This is a genomic window from Empedobacter sp. UBA1574 (assembly GCF_002322895.1).
GTDB classification, from domain to species: Bacteria; Bacteroidota; Bacteroidia; order Flavobacteriales; family Weeksellaceae; genus Empedobacter; species Empedobacter falsenii_B.
Window position 1 is genome coordinate 97,992 of the sequence record NZ_DCOI01000032.1, and the last position, 16,765, is coordinate 114,756.

The 16,765-nt window shown below is 31.4% G+C and carries 14 protein-coding genes; 7 read left to right on the forward strand and 7 right to left on the reverse strand.

From position 1 onward, the window contains the following. Positions 1–5: 5 nt before the first annotated feature. Positions 6–1,289, forward strand: coding sequence for a glutamate-1-semialdehyde 2,1-aminomutase (gene hemL, locus B3578_RS10040; protein WP_291048339.1), 1,284 nt, complete (start codon positions 6–8; stop codon positions 1,287–1,289). A gap of 288 nt (positions 1,290–1,577) precedes the next feature. Next, positions 1,578–2,135 (forward strand): hypothetical protein, encoded by a 558-nt coding sequence (locus B3578_RS10045; protein ID WP_291048342.1) that lies wholly within the window; start codon positions 1,578–1,580, stop codon positions 2,133–2,135. Between the two features lie 31 nt (positions 2,136–2,166). On the opposite strand, the gene B3578_RS10050 is transcribed toward B3578_RS10045, so the two are convergent. Then, positions 2,167–2,481: a DUF4286 family protein gene (locus B3578_RS10050; RefSeq protein WP_284583689.1), complete on the reverse strand. Its 315-nt coding sequence runs from the start codon at positions 2,479–2,481 to the stop codon at positions 2,167–2,169. A gap of 111 nt (positions 2,482–2,592) precedes the next feature. Here B3578_RS10050 and B3578_RS10055 point away from each other — a divergent pair, with 111 nt between their 5' ends. Next, complete coding sequence (locus B3578_RS10055; RefSeq protein WP_038334410.1) at positions 2,593–3,975, forward strand: dipeptidase; 1,383 nt, start codon at positions 2,593–2,595, stop codon at positions 3,973–3,975. Positions 3,976–4,071: 96 nt separating this feature from the next. Further along, positions 4,072–5,223, forward strand: coding sequence for an FAD-dependent monooxygenase (locus tag B3578_RS10060; RefSeq protein WP_286494860.1), 1,152 nt, complete (start codon positions 4,072–4,074; stop codon positions 5,221–5,223). Here the strand turns inward: B3578_RS10060 and B3578_RS10065 are convergent. Together B3578_RS10065 and B3578_RS10070 are read right to left on the reverse strand one after the other, a co-directional pair. Beyond that, positions 5,210–5,704 carry a hypothetical protein gene (locus B3578_RS10065; protein ID WP_286494861.1) on the reverse strand — a complete coding sequence of 165 codons (495 nt, stop codon included), beginning with the start codon at positions 5,702–5,704 and terminating at the stop codon, positions 5,210–5,212. The genes B3578_RS10060 and B3578_RS10065 overlap by 14 nt on opposite strands. A 6-nt stretch (positions 5,705–5,710) precedes the next feature. After that, positions 5,711–6,013 carry a hypothetical protein gene (locus B3578_RS10070; RefSeq protein ID WP_221856190.1) on the reverse strand — a complete coding sequence of 101 codons (303 nt, stop codon included), beginning with the start codon at positions 6,011–6,013 and terminating at the stop codon, positions 5,711–5,713. Between the two features lie 168 nt (positions 6,014–6,181). Here B3578_RS10070 and B3578_RS10075 point away from each other — a divergent pair, with 168 nt between their 5' ends. The 3 genes from B3578_RS10075 (at position 6,182) to B3578_RS10085 (ending at position 8,488) form a co-directional block, all read left to right on the forward strand. Next, entirely contained in the window at positions 6,182–7,021 is an 840-nt protein-coding gene (locus B3578_RS10075) for an aldo/keto reductase (protein WP_286494862.1), read from the forward strand. Positions 7,022–7,142: 121 nt separating this feature from the next. Next, a complete protein-coding gene (locus tag B3578_RS10080) occupies positions 7,143–8,237 on the forward strand; it encodes a hypothetical protein (protein WP_221856186.1) in 1,095 nt (364 codons plus the stop codon). Next, positions 8,225–8,488 carry a hypothetical protein gene (locus B3578_RS10085; protein WP_125349508.1) on the forward strand — a complete coding sequence of 88 codons (264 nt, stop codon included), beginning with the start codon at positions 8,225–8,227 and terminating at the stop codon, positions 8,486–8,488. The genes B3578_RS10080 and B3578_RS10085 overlap by 13 nt, the downstream gene beginning before the upstream one ends. A 121-nt stretch (positions 8,489–8,609) precedes the next feature. Here the strand turns inward: B3578_RS10085 and B3578_RS10090 are convergent, their stop codons facing one another. Genes B3578_RS10090 through B3578_RS10105 form a run of 4 tightly spaced genes read right to left on the reverse strand, consistent with a single transcriptional unit; the run spans position 8,610 to position 16,690 of the window. Next, positions 8,610–9,371 (reverse strand): LytR/AlgR family response regulator transcription factor, encoded by a 762-nt coding sequence (locus tag B3578_RS10090; RefSeq protein ID WP_286494864.1) that lies wholly within the window; start codon positions 9,369–9,371, stop codon positions 8,610–8,612. 56 nt (positions 9,372–9,427) lie between these two features. Then, on the reverse strand, positions 9,428–10,747 hold the full coding sequence (locus tag B3578_RS10095; RefSeq protein ID WP_221856182.1) for a RagB/SusD family nutrient uptake outer membrane protein: 1,320 nt from the start codon (positions 10,745–10,747) through the stop codon (positions 9,428–9,430). Between the two features lie 12 nt (positions 10,748–10,759). After that, positions 10,760–14,101, reverse strand: a complete 3,342-nt coding sequence (locus B3578_RS10100) for a SusC/RagA family TonB-linked outer membrane protein (RefSeq protein WP_291048360.1) — start codon at positions 14,099–14,101, stop codon at positions 10,760–10,762. 9 nt (positions 14,102–14,110) lie between these two features. After that, the gene (locus B3578_RS10105; RefSeq protein ID WP_038335737.1) at positions 14,111–16,690 is read right to left on the reverse strand and encodes a zinc-dependent metalloprotease; all 2,580 of its coding nucleotides are present in this window, start codon (positions 16,688–16,690) and stop codon (positions 14,111–14,113) included. Positions 16,691–16,765: the final 75 nt, after the last annotated feature.

Below are 16,765 nucleotides of genomic sequence, written 5' to 3' on the forward strand. Positions count from 1 at the left end.
AAATTATGTTGTATCAAAGAAGTAGCGCATTATTCAAAGACGCGCAAGAATATATTCCAGGAGGTGTAAATTCTCCTGTTCGTGCATTTAAATCTGTTGGAGGAACGCCAATTTTTATCAAAAAAGCCGAAGGTGCTTATATTTATGATGAAGATGGACGTGCTTACGTAGATTACATCAATTCTTGGGGACCAATGATTATTGGACACACAGATCCGCGTGTTTTGAATGCGACTGTTGAGCAGATGAAAAATGGTTTTTCTTTTGGTACACCAACTGAATTGGAAACTGAAATTGCAAAATTAATTACTTCTGTAGTTCCAAACATCGATATGGTTCGTATGGTGAACTCAGGTACAGAAGCTTGTATGTCGTCAATTCGTTTGGCAAGAGGTTATACAAATCGTGATAAAATTGTAAAGTTTGAAGGTTGTTACCATGGACATTCAGATTCATTTTTGATTAAAGCTGGTTCTGGTGCTGCAACTTTCGGAAATCCAAATTCTCCGGGTGTAACACAAGGAACTGCAAAAGATACGTTGTTGGCAGAATACAATAATTTGGAAGATGTAAAAGCTTTATTCGAACAAAATAAAGACGAAATTGCAGCTATTATTGTTGAGCCAATTGCAGGAAACATGGGATGTATTGTTCCAGAAAAAGGTTTCTTAGAAGGATTAAGACAAATTTGTGATGAAAATGGAGCTTTATTAATTTTTGATGAAGTAATGACAGGTTTCCGTCAAGCGATGGGAAGTTCTCAAGAACGTTTAAACATCAATGCAGATATTGTAACATTTGGTAAAGTAATTGGCGGAGGTTTCCCTGTTGGTGCTTTTGCTGCTCGTCGCGAAATCATGAATCACCTTGCTCCTCTTGGCCCTGTTTATCAAGCGGGAACATTATCAGGAAATCCAATTGCTATGCGTGCTGGTATCACAACATTGAATATTATCAATAATGATAGAGCATTATTCAATAGAATTGATAACGCTACAGAAACTTTAGATGTTGAAATTTCTAAAATCTTTGCAGAAAAAGGAATTCCAAATCATATCAATCGTTTAGGGTCGATGATGTCTGTTTTCTTTACAGAGCAAACGGAAATTAAAAACTTTACAGATGTGACCAAATGTAACCACGAAAGATTCAACAAATTTTTCCATCATTTATTAACGAACGAAGTTTACATTGCTCCTTCTGGATACGAAACTTGGTTTATTTCTGATGCAATTAAAGATGCTGAAATTAATAAAACATTAGACGCTGTAAGAAGCTTCGAAGGTTAAACATAAACAAAAAATGCAGTAGAAAAACTACTGCATTTTTTTATTCTATTTTGGAACTACATTTTTGCGTCCATCAATTTTTCTGTTTTATCAGGTGATTTGCCCATTTTAATAACAAACGCTTTGTTTGAATTATAATTTTTCGGAAGTAAAATATCGTAATAGGTATTTTTATCTAAATCGAAACCAATTCTGAAATAATTCAACTAAAGTCAAAAAAACATAAATCAAAAATTGATAACTATACAAATCAATGAAATTATTATATTTACTAAAATTCATAATGATATGATTACAAATTACTTTAAACTACTACTTGCATCTAGTATAATTCTTATTAATTTTGGATGTAAAGATGATGATGGTTTTTCGGAAGAAGATGTAGTTGAGACTTATAATATTGTGTCCTATAAAGCTAATATCCCAGTTGATTTAAACAATGATAAAAAAACATCAACTAATTTGTTGGATGAAATTGAAATTCTTAATAAACAAGAGAACTTTTTAGAAGTTAGACCTAAAGTAAAATTAATCTCCTTTAATTTTCCTCTAACATTAATAAATTATGATTATCCAAGTATACCAAGCGGTTATGCAGATTTTGTAAAATATGGATTTGTAACATCTACAACATTATCGGATAAAGTAATGGTTATAAAAGATAGTAGTTATACAGAAAGCAACTATACTGGTAACAAGGAAAATAAAAAAAATGTTTCTATTGAAAATTTAAAAATTATAGACTACAATCGTCTATCTACAAATATTACAAAGTCATATTATGATTTTAGCACCAAACAATGGATTGAATTGAATATTGAAGTTATTTTTCAAAAAAGAATATAAAAAAAGCTCGAGAATTTTCTCGAGCTTTTGTTTAATTATAATCCCCTATATGTTCCATTTCACTTTCGAAACTTAGTACTTTAGTCGCGTATTTTTGCAAACTTTTTTGTTTAATTTCTGATAAAAAATTATTCTTGAATTTATCTAAAGTCAATTCATCATTCACAAATAATTGCAAAGAATAAGAAACCGCCCCAGGTTCTATATGAGAAGTTATTTTTCCTAAACGAGCACCGATAAAACAATTTGATTTCAAATAATCATTAATATGCTCTTTCTGAATCCACGCAAACCAATCATCATGCACTTCTTGTTCAACAATAAAAGTTGTATTATATAATATCATTCTCTAATTTTTTGCAAAGATACAAAGGTTTTCGCATTATATTTTTCTTGAAAAAGAAAGTCTAATCAAGATTTTATTTTTAAATTTACCTATTATTCATAACAAACAAAAATGAACAATACGCAACAATTTATACAAGAGAATAAACAACGTTTTCTTGATGAATTAATCGAATTACTTAAAATTCCTTCAGTTAGTGCTGATCCAGCCTACACACAAGACGTAAATGATGCTGCCGAGATGGTTGCAAAATATTTAAAAGAAGCAGGTGCTGATAATGTTGAAGTATGCGAAACAGAAGGTTTTCCTGTTGTTTACGGAGAAAAAATAGTTGACGCTTCAAAACCTACTGTTTTAGTTTACGGACATTACGATGTACAACCAGCTGATCCTTTAGAATTATGGGAATCTGGACCATACGAGCCAGTAATCAAAAAGACAGAAATTCATCCTGACGGAGCAATTTTTGCTCGTGGTTCTGCTGATGATAAAGGTCAAATGTTTATGCACGTTAAAGCTTTTGAGGCTTTAAACAAATCAAACGAATTACCTTGTAACGTTAAATTTATGATCGAAGGTGAAGAAGAAGTTGGTTCTCCTTCATTAGTAAATTTCGTTAAAAACAATAAAGAGAAATTAAAAAATGATGTGATTTTGATTTCTGATACTTCTATGATTTCAAACGAACAACCTTCTATTTCTGTTGGTTTACGTGGTTTATCTTATGTAGAAGTTGAGGTAAAAGGAGCTAATCGCGATATGCACTCTGGTGTTTATGGTGGAGCTGTTCCTAATCCGATTAATGTTTTAGCAACAATGATTGGAAAATTAATCAATGAAAAAGGTCACATTACAATTCCAGGTTTCTATGAACCAATTCTTGAATTAACAGAAGACGAAAGAGCTGATTTAGCTAAAATTCCATTTGATGTAGAAGAATACAAGAAATCTATTGGTATTGCTGATATCCAAGGAGAAGAAGGTTTTTCTACAATCGAAAGAGCTTCTATTCGTCCTACTTTAGATGTAAACGGAATTTGGGGAGGATATATTGGCGAAGGTGCTAAAACAGTTATTCCTTCTCATGCGTATGCTAAAATTTCAATGCGTTTGGTTCCTGGACAAGATCCAGAAGTTGTAACAAAACAATTTGCAGATTATTTCCCAACTTTAGCGCCTTCTTCTGTAGAAGTTAAAGTAAAACCACATCATGGAGGTAAACCTTATATTTTACCAACTAATCACCCAGGTTTTATCGCTGCTAAAAAAGCGTTAGCTGAAACTTTTGAAAAAGAAGCGTTAGCCGAAAGAGCTGGTGGATCTATTCCAATTGTTGCTTTATTCGAAGAAGAATTAGGAACAAAATCTGTTTTAATGGGATTCGGATTAAACTCTGACGTTATCCACTCTCCAAACGAACATTATGGTTTATTCAATTTCTACAAAGGAATCGAAACTATTCCATATTTCTACAAATATTTTAACGAACAATAATTTTCGACAAAATAACTTCTAAAAAGCGAATCAAATTGATTCGCTTTTCTTTTTGGTTTATAGTAGAATGATTAATTTTGAACTTTATTTTTATCAATGAGTAAAAAATTCTTAATTGCGGGTGCAGGAATTGCGGGTTTAACTTTAGCAAAAGCTTTGCAAGATTTAAATTATAACTACGAAATTTTCGAGGCTTCTCCAGAAGTTCGAGGAATTGGGGCTGGTTTTGGTTTGGCTTCTAATGCAATGAAAGCATTTGAAATTCTAGGTTTAGCAGAAGAGGTTGCGCCTTTGGGGCATATGTTAGAAGATTTTGAAATTCAAGATTGGAAAGAAAAAACAATTCTGAAAGCGGACACAGAACGATTAAGAAAAAATTACAACAACGAAAATTTTGCCATTCATCGTGCAGATTTACATCATTATTTAGTCTCGAAAATTGATTCGAATAAAATTAAAACGTCAAAAAAAATAAAATTCTTTGAACAAAGTTTTGAGAAAGTTGTCCTTCATTTTGAAGATGGAACTTCTACAGAAGGTGATTATTTAATTGGTGCTGATGGGATAAATTCTACAATTCGTCAACAATTGTTAAAACATTCAACACCTCGTTATGCAGGCTATATTTGTTGGCGTGCTATTGTAGAGGATAAATCTTACAATTCAAAAAAGAGCATCGAAACATGGGGACCAAATGGTCGATTTGGTTTGACGCCATTAATCAATCATCAAATTTATTGGTATGCTTGTGTCAATACAAAACTAAATTCTGAAGTTTACAACTACGCTTTAAGTGATATTAAAAATCAGTTCAAAGATTATTCGGGACAAATCAGAAATACTTTACAAAAAACGAATCCAGAAAGCATCATTGCTACGCCAATTATGGATATAAAACCGATTAATAATTATGCATTTAATCGTGTATTGTTAATTGGAGATGCAGCACATGCAACCACACCAAACATGGGGCAAGGCGCATGCATGGCTGTTGAAGATGTTTGTGTTTTGTATGATGAACTAATCAAAAAAGATACTGATATTTTGTTAGCTTTTGAACATTATAATTTACGTCGTTTGAAACGAACACATTATATTATCGATACTTCTCGTTTGGCTGGAAAAGTTGCTCAAGTCGACAATAAATTTTTGATGAATATACGAAATTTTGCTTTCCGAAATTTACCACAATCTTTGATGCAAAGTCCTTTAGAAGACTTGTTGGAAGAAGATTTTATGAGAGTTTAGGATTATGCAAAACGAATTTTGTAGTGTTTCTTAACGTATATTTCTTGTTGACATAAGAAGTTAACAAATCTCCAAAACTCATATCACGAGTTTCTCTTTGATTAGTTGAAAATAATTTCACAATCTTAATCAAATATTTATTTAAGTCAATCAAATCAAAAGTAAATTCTTTTATCAACCAAAATAGAAAATATAACGGAAGAAAAACTATATTTAAGACAACTTGGAATCCATTCGCTAATTCTCCTTCTGACAAAAAATGTTTTGAATAATCAAATTTAGAAAAATCAATATCATATTTTTCTATAAACGCTATCAAAAGTGATTCATTATCTAATCCTGATAAAAATAAATCTTTCTCAATCAGAACATCAACATTTTCAACTTTTTCTTTTGTTGTTTTTTCTAGAAAATTTTTGACTTCTATATACGATTGTCTCAAAGTTGCGAAATCAACATGTAAAATCTGTTTTTCTTCCATAATCACCTACTTCAACAGCACATTATCTTCTAATTCTTGCTTCGAAATCTGAAAATGTTTATCAAATTCTTGTTCAAAAGATTCTAAATCCATTGTAATTTCCCAATCACCAAATTCATTTTCAAACAAATCAGTCATATGTTCTTTTAAATCATCTAATTTTTGTTGAATAAATTCATTTTGCTGAATATCTTCTGCATCTTTCTTATCTAATACAACTTGTTGATTAATTTTTCTAAGAATCAAAGCATTAATAAATTCTTCATGTGTATTCATAAAATCCTCAATCGTACCTGTAAATTGTGTCATTTTTAATATTTTTTCCTATCACTTTTCGAGAATAAATATAGAACTATTTTATTAACAAACAATTAAATTTAAGATTTCTATAAATGAGTTTTAACATAAGAATTAACGTCTACTAATTATTGAAATTGGTTGTTTTGAGATAAATTTGAATATAAAAATATTGAAAAAATGGAAAACTTTAAACTATCAAACGGGATCGAAATTCCTGCAATTGGATTTGGAACATGGTTATTGGAAGGTGAAAAAGTTATAGAACCTCTAAAAATTGCATTAACAAAAGGATATACACATATTGACACGGCAGCAATCTACAAAAATGAAAAAGAAATTGGAACAGTTTTGAAAGCTGAAAATGTAGATCGTAGTAAATTATTCATTACATCTAAATGTTGGAATTCTGAGCGTGGATACGAAAAAGCAATGGCTGCATTTGAGCAAACTTTAGCTGATTTACAGACAGATTATTTGGATTTATATTTGATTCATTGGCCAGCAAATGAAACGCAATTTCCTGATACTTGGGCAGAATTGAATGCTGGAACTTGGCAAGCTTTTGAGGAAATTTACAAATCTGGAAAAGCAAAAGCGATTGGTGTGAGTAATTTCAATATCAATCATTTGGAAGCTTTATTTGAAACGGCTGAAATCAAACCAATGGTTAATCAAATTGAGATTCATCCAGGACATTCGCAACCAGAATTAGTCGATTTTTGTAGACAAAACGATTTGTTAGTTGAAGCATGGAGTCCGCTAGGTTCTGGAAGAATTTTGGAGAACGAATTAATTGTTTCTTTGGCTGATAAATACAATGTTTCAGTTGGTCAGATTTGTATTAATTATTGTTTGGCGAAAGAAATTTTACCACTTCCTCGCTCCTCTTCAGAAAAAAATATTGAAGCGAATTTAACTTCAAATAATTTTAAATTAAGTGTAGAAGATGTAAAAGCGATAGATGAAATGCCAGCTGATGGTTTTTCTGGATTGAATCCTTCAATGGTTGAATTTTAACAAGTTAAACAAATTCACTAAAATAAATTTTAAAAACCTCTGTTTTGCAGAGGTTTTTTCGTTTTAAATCTTCAAAAAATCAATACTTTTACTTTTTAAATGATAAAAAAAATTATTCGATATGAGCCAAAATCCTGAAAATCCATTCAAAACTTATTTTGATCAAACCCTTGAAAGATGTGGTTTTGATGAAGATTTGAAAGCTGGTATTTTATTTTTTTTAGGTGAAAGTATTATTGCTGCGAACACCAATCAATTGATGAATATGTTTGCGGAAGAAGAAAAGATTCAACAAGAATTTCGTCGTTTGTTTACGTTGTATGCTACGCCAAATGCTGACATCAATCCGTTTGAAGCTTTGGATACAGAACCAATAAAGCAAATTATTTATACATACAACGAAATTTATGTCAATGTAATTAGAAATAAATCATTTGATTTTGATAAAGTTATCAATGATAATTTAAAGTCAGAGTTTAAGTTAGATTTTATTAAAGAATTTGAAAATAAACAATATAAATTAGTTACAAATCATAACTTAAATACATCATTTTTCAAACAAATTGGAGCGTATCTTAATCAGTTTGAATTGAGTTATGAGGATATTTATTTGGCTGGAATTAATTATTATCAAACGAATCAGAAAGTAGATTTTGAAGGAATAAATGTATTGAATCTAAACATTATTGATAGTTTTTCACCGTTGTACACAACATTGTTTCATTATCCATTATTGTACACGTATTATCCAGCGAATCTGAACGCAAATCATTTGTTTAGTTCGATTTTGCAGTTTCTTTATTTACATACCAACACGGATATTGCGAAACATATTCACGCTTTTCACAACCATATTTTCTATGAAAATAATCCAAGAAGAGTTCGTAAAGGTTGGGAATTCGAAGAATTGGAACGTGGCGTTTTGATTTCGCAAACTTTTCATAATGCGTTAAATATTCGTAAGTCTCCTATTTTCGGAACTCGTCCTGATTTTTTAGCTTCGAATAATTATTTATTAAATGAATTGAAAGATCAAAATATTCCGTTAGAGAATTTTAAGGCCTTGATGACCAAAACAATTGAAGAATATTACGAAGCAGATATTGAAGAAGTAGTTGCTGGAAAGCTAAATCATGCTGAATTTTTACAATTATTAGCGATTATTTTCTACGAAACTTCTGCTAATGCAATGATTATTAGATCATGGAAAAACTAACAATTAATCAAGAAAATCGAATCAAATTAGAAGAACATTTTGGCGAAATTTTGCCAAGATTGCCTTTTGAAATGGTTTCATTTTATGAATCGAGTAATTCGTGGGAAGGACAAATTGAATATAATTTGAATTTGAACACGGGAGAATTGACGTACAATACCATCGAAAATGTAAAACATCAAATCGAAATTTTGCCTGAAATGATGCAACGTATCGAAAGTGAAATTATCTTGATGTTAGAGAATTTATAAACTAATATTTTAAAATCTTTTTCTCGATACAAAATTCTAAAAGAATTTCACTAGAAATGACGATTTTAATAAAAAAGTAACATTATAAGTTAATTAAAATCTCACAAATGTGAGATTTTTTTTACCTATTCATCCAATCCATCCAAGCATTAATCTGTGTTTTACTAATAAAAATAGCTTGTTCAGCTTCGGATTTTGGTTGAAGATGGATTTCAATTTTTTGACTTGAATATCTTATTATTTCAGTAATTGCATCAATGTGAACAATAAATTTTCGATTGATTTTGAAGAAAATAGTTTCATCCAATTTATTTATAATATCCTTTATTGTATCATCATAAATATAGGTTTGTTCATCTTTCGTTTTTATAAAAAGATGTTTTCCCGAAGCAAAAAAATAAGCAATTTCGTGTTCTTCTACCGAACGTAATTTGTTACCATTCGTTACCAAAAAACGATGCATAATCTCGGACGGTGAATTTTCTAAAACAGCTATCGATTGTAATGTTGGTGAAATATCAAAACTAGTTCGAATAGTCTTGAATTTTTGCAATGCAATATGCAACTCCTCTACTTCAAAGGGTTTCAGAATATAATCTATCGTAAAATGCTTGAAAACTTTCATCGCATATTCATCATAAGCAGTGATAAAAATAATTGGCGTTAGAATCTCAACTTCCTGAAAAATCTCGAAACTTTTCCCATCACCCAAATGAATATCCATGAAGATTAAATCAACCGAATTATCTCTAAAAAACTCCGTTGCTTGCTTTGTTGAGCGCAAAATTGTAATTGAAGAAATATCAACAATCGATTGCTCCTCTAACAGATTTTTTAGATAAGTAACCGCCAATAATTCGTCCTCTACAATTGCAATTTTCATGAATGCAAAAGTATAAAAAAACCGTCTAAATGATGAATAAAGACGGTCTAAAAATGTTATAAATGAGGATTATTGAGCTTAGCTGCTTGTGGAATTTCTATTGTATAACGAACATCATTTTCTTGTAAAATATACTCTTTACCTGAAATTTGATGTATAATTTGTTTTTGATTTGCTCGACGTAAATCGTACCAACGTTGTCCTTCTAACGCAAATTCTCTAAAACGTTCATCTAAAATAAACTTCATCAATTCAGTAGAATTCATCGCAGAAATTTCTGTTTGTAATTTTGCAAAACCAGTTGCTGTATAACGATTTTGTAAAACTGAAAATAAAGTTGCTTTTGCTTGATCTAACTTATTTAATTTCAAATATGATTCAGCTTTGATAAAATATAATTCAGCTACGCGGAAAGACGTTTTGAACTCTGAATTTCCACCTTTGATAACTTTATATTTTGATCCACTTTTCTCAAAATAAAGCGGAAAACGTAGATCATTTTCTGTATCATAACTACTTAACAGTTCTGGTGAAGCATATGACATATACTGAATTGCAGGATTCAATGTATTGTCTAAAGCTAAAATAGATTCGGCAGATGTATAATGATTTGGAACTTGTTTTGTTGTGTTCAGATTCACTAAATCACCTTTGATTTTTAATGTAGAATCAGAAAAATCAATTGCTTTTTGCCATTCATTTTTATACAAAGCGATTCTTGCTTCTAAAGCTTTTAAAGCTGCATTCGAGAATCTATAATTTAATCCAGCTAATTGCTGATTCATTTTCATCAACTTTGTCGCTTGCAATAAATCAGACTCAATATGATTATAAACTTCTTGAACAGATGATGGTTTAAGCGTTGCTTCTAAATCTACTTTTAAATTTAGAGGAACACCTTTGTCTGTACTTGCTGTTGCTGAATTATATGGTTTTCCGTATAAATTCACCAAATCAAAATACGCATACGCACGTAACGCATAAGCTTCTGCTAATAATTGATCTTTTTCAGCAGAGTTTTCCATTGTTTTTGGTCCTTCGTTGATGATTTGATTGGCATAAAAAATCACCGTATAAAAACTAACCCAAGGAAATTGAATTGATATTTGATCTGGATTTGTATCCTTCCATTGTGCAATTTCTCGGTACGAAATAAAGTCATTTGAGTATTCATTCAATGTAACCTCATCCGTACGTAAAGCTGTCAACGACTTGTGTGTTGGATATTTTGAATAAGAATTCGTTAAAACCATACGGTAATCTTCTACCGTTTTTGGAATCACTTTTCCATCTGGTTCAATATCCAAGTAATTGTCACAACTAACTGCTGTAAAGCTAACTGCAACTATGCTTAATAATAAAAATATTTTTTTCATTTGATTTAAAATTTAGAAAGAAACATTAAGTCCTACTGTTACAGATTTAGCAATTGGTTGTGCATAAATATTTCCGTAAGTTTCTGGATCAAAATAACCTTTGTATCCATTACTAAATACAAATAAATTACGTCCTTCTAAGCTAAAACGAGCGCTTTTGAAACCGACAACCTCAACATATTTGTTTGGTAAAGTATAACCAAGACGAATACTACTGATTCGCATATAACTAATTTCTTTCGCCCAAATGTCTAATAAATTGTACGCGTTTGCATTGTTTCCTGCAAACCATTTGTTCGCCATCCAACTATCGTTATCTCCTTTAATTGGACTTGTAATTCCTGGAAGTGTAGAACCTGCCTCGAAAATATCTTGCGTATAATTACGACCTGGATCCAATTCCATTCCACGATAAGAAGGTGTTTTCATCACCGTTTGTTTTAAATTGAATGCTGCAGAAATCGTTAAATCAAAATTGTGAATTTTGAAATTATTGATAATACCTCCTGTAAATTTAGGATCGCGATCTCCGATATAAGTAAATAATTTACGTTTTTCTTCGCTTGTTAATTTAGAATCCACAATTTCTCCTGGTAAAAAATCTTCGTATAAGTCATATAAAGCAAAGAATTCTTTTGCAGAAACTTTTTCATCTCCTTTCCAAAACATTGGATTTCCGTATTCGTCAAATCCAGCTGTTTTTAAAGCAAAAATTGCATTTACAGGTAAACCTTCACGAGATGGAATTAAACTATTTTCACGTTGTTGCTCTTTAAGAACTTTACTTTTGTTGTGCGCAAAATTAATTGTTGTCGACCATTTAAAGTTTTTCTTATCAATGTTGCGAGTTGTTAAAGCAATCTCGAAACCTTTGTTTGTTAATTCTCCCCAATTCACCATTGTATATTCAAAACCTGTTTCTAATGGTGTTTCGCGCATACTAATCATATCTGTTCCTTTACGATTGTAAACATCAACAGCAAGGTTGATACGATTTTTGAAAAGACCTAAATCTAACCCAACATTTGTATTCGTTGTTTTTTCCCAACGCAACAAATCATTTGGTAAATTAATCGCATTGATAATATCTTCTTTATTACCTGGTAAAATTGTTGCATCATTATATTCACCAATAAAGAAAGGTGAAGTATTACGATCAATATTTCCTTGTAAACCATAAGAAGCGCGTAAACGAAGATTCGAAATAAAATCGATGTTCTCCATAAACGATTCTTTTGAAACTAACCAAGAAGCAGAAACTGCCCAAATTGGTAAGTATTTATATTTTTTATTAACACCGAATAAATTTGTACCATCATAACGAACACTACCAAAAACTGTATATTTTCTGTCTAATGTATACGAAGCGGTTGCAAATGTAGATACATAAGCATTTTCTTCCGTTGGCATTTCTCTATACGTTTCGTAACGTTTTTCTGCTGCAAAACTTGAATTTGGGAAAACGATTGGCGTTCCTGTTTTCGTCGTTTTATTGTAACCAAAAGCACGTGTTAAAGTCGTTTCGTTTTGTGTATGACGAATTTCTGTCCCAGCCATCAAATCAATTTCGTGACGATTGTTAATCGTAGTACTATATGTTCCTTGTAACTTCCAGTTATATTGAAAAAATTCGTTATCCCAATTTTGTTTAACTCCTCCGTCAGGTAAGAAATACAAATATTGTCCAGATTTATAATAACGCGTTCCTTCTTTCATTTTACGCGTAAAATAAGTTTCTTGCTCAGCGTATTTTTCTGTTTTGTTACTATCGTACTGAATTCCGAATTGAGATGTTAATTTTAAACCTTTTGCTAATTGATAATTAAGATCAATAATACCTTTTAACGAACGGTTTTTTAATGTATAATTTGTGTTTTCTCTTTCTTCGATAAAATTGAATGGAACAGAACGATCTTCAAATCCATCAATATCGTTGTCATAACGATAAGAACCATCTGCATTGAATGGAGATAAATATGGATTCGCATTTCGTGAATAATTAATCGGATTGATAGACGCATCTGCATCTGTTACAAAAGATTTTTTATCACTTGAAGTTGCAAAAATAGAAATCCCTACATCTAATTTATCGTTAAGTTTATAATTGTTTTTTAAAGTAAGATTATAACGTTCAAAACCTGTTCCGATCGTTGTTCCTTGCTCATCATAATATCCTAATGAGAAGTAATAATCAGAACGATCATTTCCTCCTGAAATACTCAAACCGTATTGTGTATTAATTGCATTACGATACAATAATTTTCCCCAATCGATTGTGTTATTTCGTAAAGAATTAATTTGATTTTGCGTGATAAGATCTAAAGAATTAAAACCTCCATTTCGTAAAGCATTTAATTGACCATTCTTTTGCAAAATTCGCATTACTTCGCCTTTATCAGTACGATACGTTAAATCATCGCGACTAGCAAGCATTAATTCAAGATCAACTTTCTGAGAAGCATTTAGTAAATTTAAACGACCAAAATCTGGACGAGCTGTTACAAATGTATTCGCAGAAAAATTAACCGTCATAGCGCCTTTTTTACCGCGTTTTGTTGTAATCGAAATTACACCATTTGCAGCTCTTGCACCATAAATAGCTGTTGCAGCAGCATCTTTAAGGATTGTAATATCTTCTATATCGTTTGGATTTAATCCAGCGATAGAAAAGTTTTGCAATTGATCGATGTTATCTTTATCGTTAAAGTTTGGCACATCATTTCCTTCTAATGGTAAACCATCAATCACCCATAACGGATCTTGTGGACCAGAAAGAGAAGCCGTACCACGAATTCTAATTTTACTTGGTGAACCAGGCGAACCAGTTTCTGTAGAAACAGCTACACCAGCAATTTGTCCGCTTAACAATTGATCAACACTAGCAACACCAGCTTGTTGAATATCATCCATTTTTACAGTTGATACTGCCGATGTTAGTTTCCGTTTTTCAATTTTTTGATAACCTGTAACAACAACTTCTTTTAAATCATTATTTTCTGGAAGAACTTCACCTAAAGTTGATTTTAAGCTTACATGATATGTTGATAAATCTGTAGAAAGTTCAACTAATTTAGAATCGTAACCTAAATAACTAATTAATACAGATTTTGTACCTGCAGGTACTTCTAATGAAAAGAAACCATCTTCATCTGTAACAGTACCAACCGTTACACTTTCTATAATTCCTTTTTGATCTGTTTTTGTCGAAATTGATTGAGCTTCAATTTTAACAGACGCACCAGCAATTCCAACCAACGATTTTTCGTCTTGAACCGAACCTGTAATCACTCTCTTTTCTTGAGAAAACGCAATACTTGCCGCAAAAAGTGGCAAAAGAATGAGTGTCTTTTTCATTTCTATATCTTACTTTAAAGCTTCTTTAATACGAATAATTAAATCAGCATAATGCGCTTTTGTAGACGCATCTCCATTATTCTTTTTCTTGTTTAACAAAGTCAAAACACGTTGCAATTCTGCTCTTTTATAGGTTGTCACTTCCGACACTCTTTTCATAGAAGAATAGTTAATGTTACGCGCCATTTTTTCTTCGTCTAAATAATTACAGATAGTTGGTACTTGTAGGTTTTGGTCAATTGTAAGTCCTGCTACAGTTGTTTTTTCAAATAATTTGTTTGTTGAAACGATTAAGGCATCAACGTAATTTTTTTGAGTCATTTTTTCAAGAATAGTTAAGTTTGATTTTTTATCAAAAGCTGCACTTCTTACTTGATCAAATAAATTTTCAACTGTATAAATTTTTTCATTAGATTTTAATTCTTGGTGTTTCAATTCATTTTCTAACATGCGCAATAAGCGATCGTCAGTAAATAAATTATAAATCAATCCATATTGCATTTCTCTCGCTAATGTATACGGCGTTTGCTCGTAAGGTCCCATTGGCGAATTTTTGATTGCATACGTTTTATCTAAAATATCATTAAAGAATAACCATTTTGGTAATTGAATCACATTTTCGTTTAAATAATTAACTGCTTTACGTTGCATATCTGCAGGAACTGGTTCGTATGCTTTTTTATCAATTCCGAAATAAGTGTTGTTTAAATAAATCCCACCAACATTTGCTAAAACATGATTAGAATATAAATCCCACTGCCCTATTGTTTGGTAATAAAGTTTCCCTGTGTTGATATAGCTTTTTCCATCTTCGTACGTCCATTTCAAGATATTTTCTGAAACACGTTTTAGATTTTTCATTCCATATTCACTTGCCAAAACAGCATCATCACCTAAATCTTCTGATTGAGAACGCGGATCAATTGTACTTAAATAGCTTTGTTGTTCACCATAAAAATACATTGGATCATCTTCGTGCTTTTCAATCATTTTACGAAGCGATGCTTTTTCTGTTTCTTGATTTGGAAACCAACGATATCCCCATTCGATTGCATATTTATCATACAAACCGATTTTTGGCGTAATTGCTGTAACACCATCTTCTGGCTGTGCCACATAATTATAACGCGCATAATCCATAATAGACGGTGCAGTTCCACCCATTTTATCTGTAAATTCTTTCGAACGTAAAGATTCTACTGGATAAGAAAAAGAAGCGCCCATATTATGTTTCAGACCAAATGTATGTCCTACTTCATGAGAAGACACAAAACGAATTGCTTCTCCCATGTGTTCATCACTAAATTTATTTCCTCTTGCTTTTGGATCAATTGGACCTGTTTGAATACGCATCCAATCATGCAAAGAAGTCATTACATTGTGCCACCAAATAATATCCGCCTCTAAAATTTCACCACTACGCGGATCAACCACAGAAGGTCCCATTGCATTTGACTTTGGTGAAGCTGCATACGTAATTACTGAGTAACGTACATCATCAATATCAAAATCTTTGTCATCAGCAGTTGGTTCTTTTGCTATAATCGCATTTTTGAAACCAGCTTGCTCAAAAGCAACTTGCCAATCGTGTACACCAGCAATAATTTTTTGGCGCCATTGTTTTGGTGTCGAAGGATCGATGTAATAAATAATTGGTTTCTTAGGTTCTACTAATTCACCTTTTAGATATTTTTCCTTATCCTCGTCTTTTGGTTCCAAACGCCATTTTGTAATAAAGCGTTGATCTTCCATTTTGTGTTGAGCATCATTAAAAAACCAATGTTTTTCTGTGAAATATCCCACACGATTATCTGCTAACCTAGGTTGCATAGGAGTTGTCGAAAGTAAAACAATATTACTTGTAACACCTAAGGTAACAGCCAAATCTACCCCTCCTTCATTTACACTTGTCGTTAACTGAGACTTAACCACAATGTTTTCTGGAAATGTTTTCACATTTTCCACATACGATAGATTTGCCTTTACCGAACCTCCTAAACCTATGTTCGTTAATACATCATTAAAACTTTTTTGATTTCCATCAAAAATTTTGTTCACTTTAATCGCAACAGCTGTAGAATCATTATTTTGAGCTTCTATATCAAAAACCTCAATAATCGATTCTGAGAAATTATCCTTTACAGAAGCTGTGATTGCGTCATTTTTAGGTGAAGAAACTTGTGGAACAATTGTTTTGACCCACACTTTTTTAGCTACTTTATCATGATAAAAAGAAATCACTTTGTTTTCGTAATTCATTCCTTTGTTCAAGCCCGCTTCGTTAACTTCCATTGGAACTTGAGACAATTTATTCACAACCAAAAATTGGCGTCCAAATAAACTATCTGGAATTTCGAAATAGATATCAGTTTTTACTTGAATGGTATTAAACAAACCTTTCTTGTAGCTTCCTTTCTTGATTAATTCATCTATTTTTTTAACTTTCGTTACAGTAGAATCCTTTTTCTCTGTTTTATCTTTTTCAGCTTTTTTATCCTCTTTCTTTTGTCCATAAACAACAGCCGAAGACATTGCCAAACCAAGATATAGTGCTAATTTATAATTCTTTCTTTCCTTATTATGACTCATTCGAACATTAAATTATCATTAATTATGGCATAAACTTAAGCGCAGTTTTCTTATAATAATAGTTTTTTGGAGTGA

What these genes read in the sequence shown, in the direction of transcription:
- hemL (WP_291048339.1), top strand. Translation starts at nt 6, where the DNA reads ATGTTGTATCAAAGAAGTAGCGCATTATTCAAAGACGCGCAAGAATAT.
- B3578_RS10045 (WP_291048342.1), top strand. Translation starts at nt 1,578, where the DNA reads ATGATTACAAATTACTTTAAACTACTACTTGCATCTAGTATAATTCTT.
- B3578_RS10050 (WP_284583689.1), bottom strand. Translation starts at nt 2,481, where the DNA reads ATGATATTATATAATACAACTTTTATTGTTGAACAAGAAGTGCATGAT.
- B3578_RS10055 (WP_038334410.1), top strand. Translation starts at nt 2,593, where the DNA reads ATGAACAATACGCAACAATTTATACAAGAGAATAAACAACGTTTTCTT.
- B3578_RS10060 (WP_286494860.1), top strand. Translation starts at nt 4,072, where the DNA reads ATGAGTAAAAAATTCTTAATTGCGGGTGCAGGAATTGCGGGTTTAACT.
- B3578_RS10065 (WP_286494861.1), bottom strand. Translation starts at nt 5,704, where the DNA reads ATGGAAGAAAAACAGATTTTACATGTTGATTTCGCAACTTTGAGACAA.
- B3578_RS10070 (WP_221856190.1), bottom strand. Translation starts at nt 6,013, where the DNA reads ATGACACAATTTACAGGTACGATTGAGGATTTTATGAATACACATGAA.
- B3578_RS10075 (WP_286494862.1), top strand. Translation starts at nt 6,182, where the DNA reads ATGGAAAACTTTAAACTATCAAACGGGATCGAAATTCCTGCAATTGGA.
- B3578_RS10080 (WP_221856186.1), top strand. Translation starts at nt 7,143, where the DNA reads ATGAGCCAAAATCCTGAAAATCCATTCAAAACTTATTTTGATCAAACC.
- B3578_RS10085 (WP_125349508.1), top strand. Translation starts at nt 8,225, where the DNA reads ATGGAAAAACTAACAATTAATCAAGAAAATCGAATCAAATTAGAAGAA.
- B3578_RS10090 (WP_286494864.1), bottom strand. Translation starts at nt 9,371, where the DNA reads ATGAAAATTGCAATTGTAGAGGACGAATTATTGGCGGTTACTTATCTA.
- B3578_RS10095 (WP_221856182.1), bottom strand. Translation starts at nt 10,747, where the DNA reads ATGAAAAAAATATTTTTATTATTAAGCATAGTTGCAGTTAGCTTTACA.
- B3578_RS10100 (WP_291048360.1), bottom strand. Translation starts at nt 14,101, where the DNA reads ATGAAAAAGACACTCATTCTTTTGCCACTTTTTGCGGCAAGTATTGCG.
- B3578_RS10105 (WP_038335737.1), bottom strand. Translation starts at nt 16,690, where the DNA reads ATGAGTCATAATAAGGAAAGAAAGAATTATAAATTAGCACTATATCTT.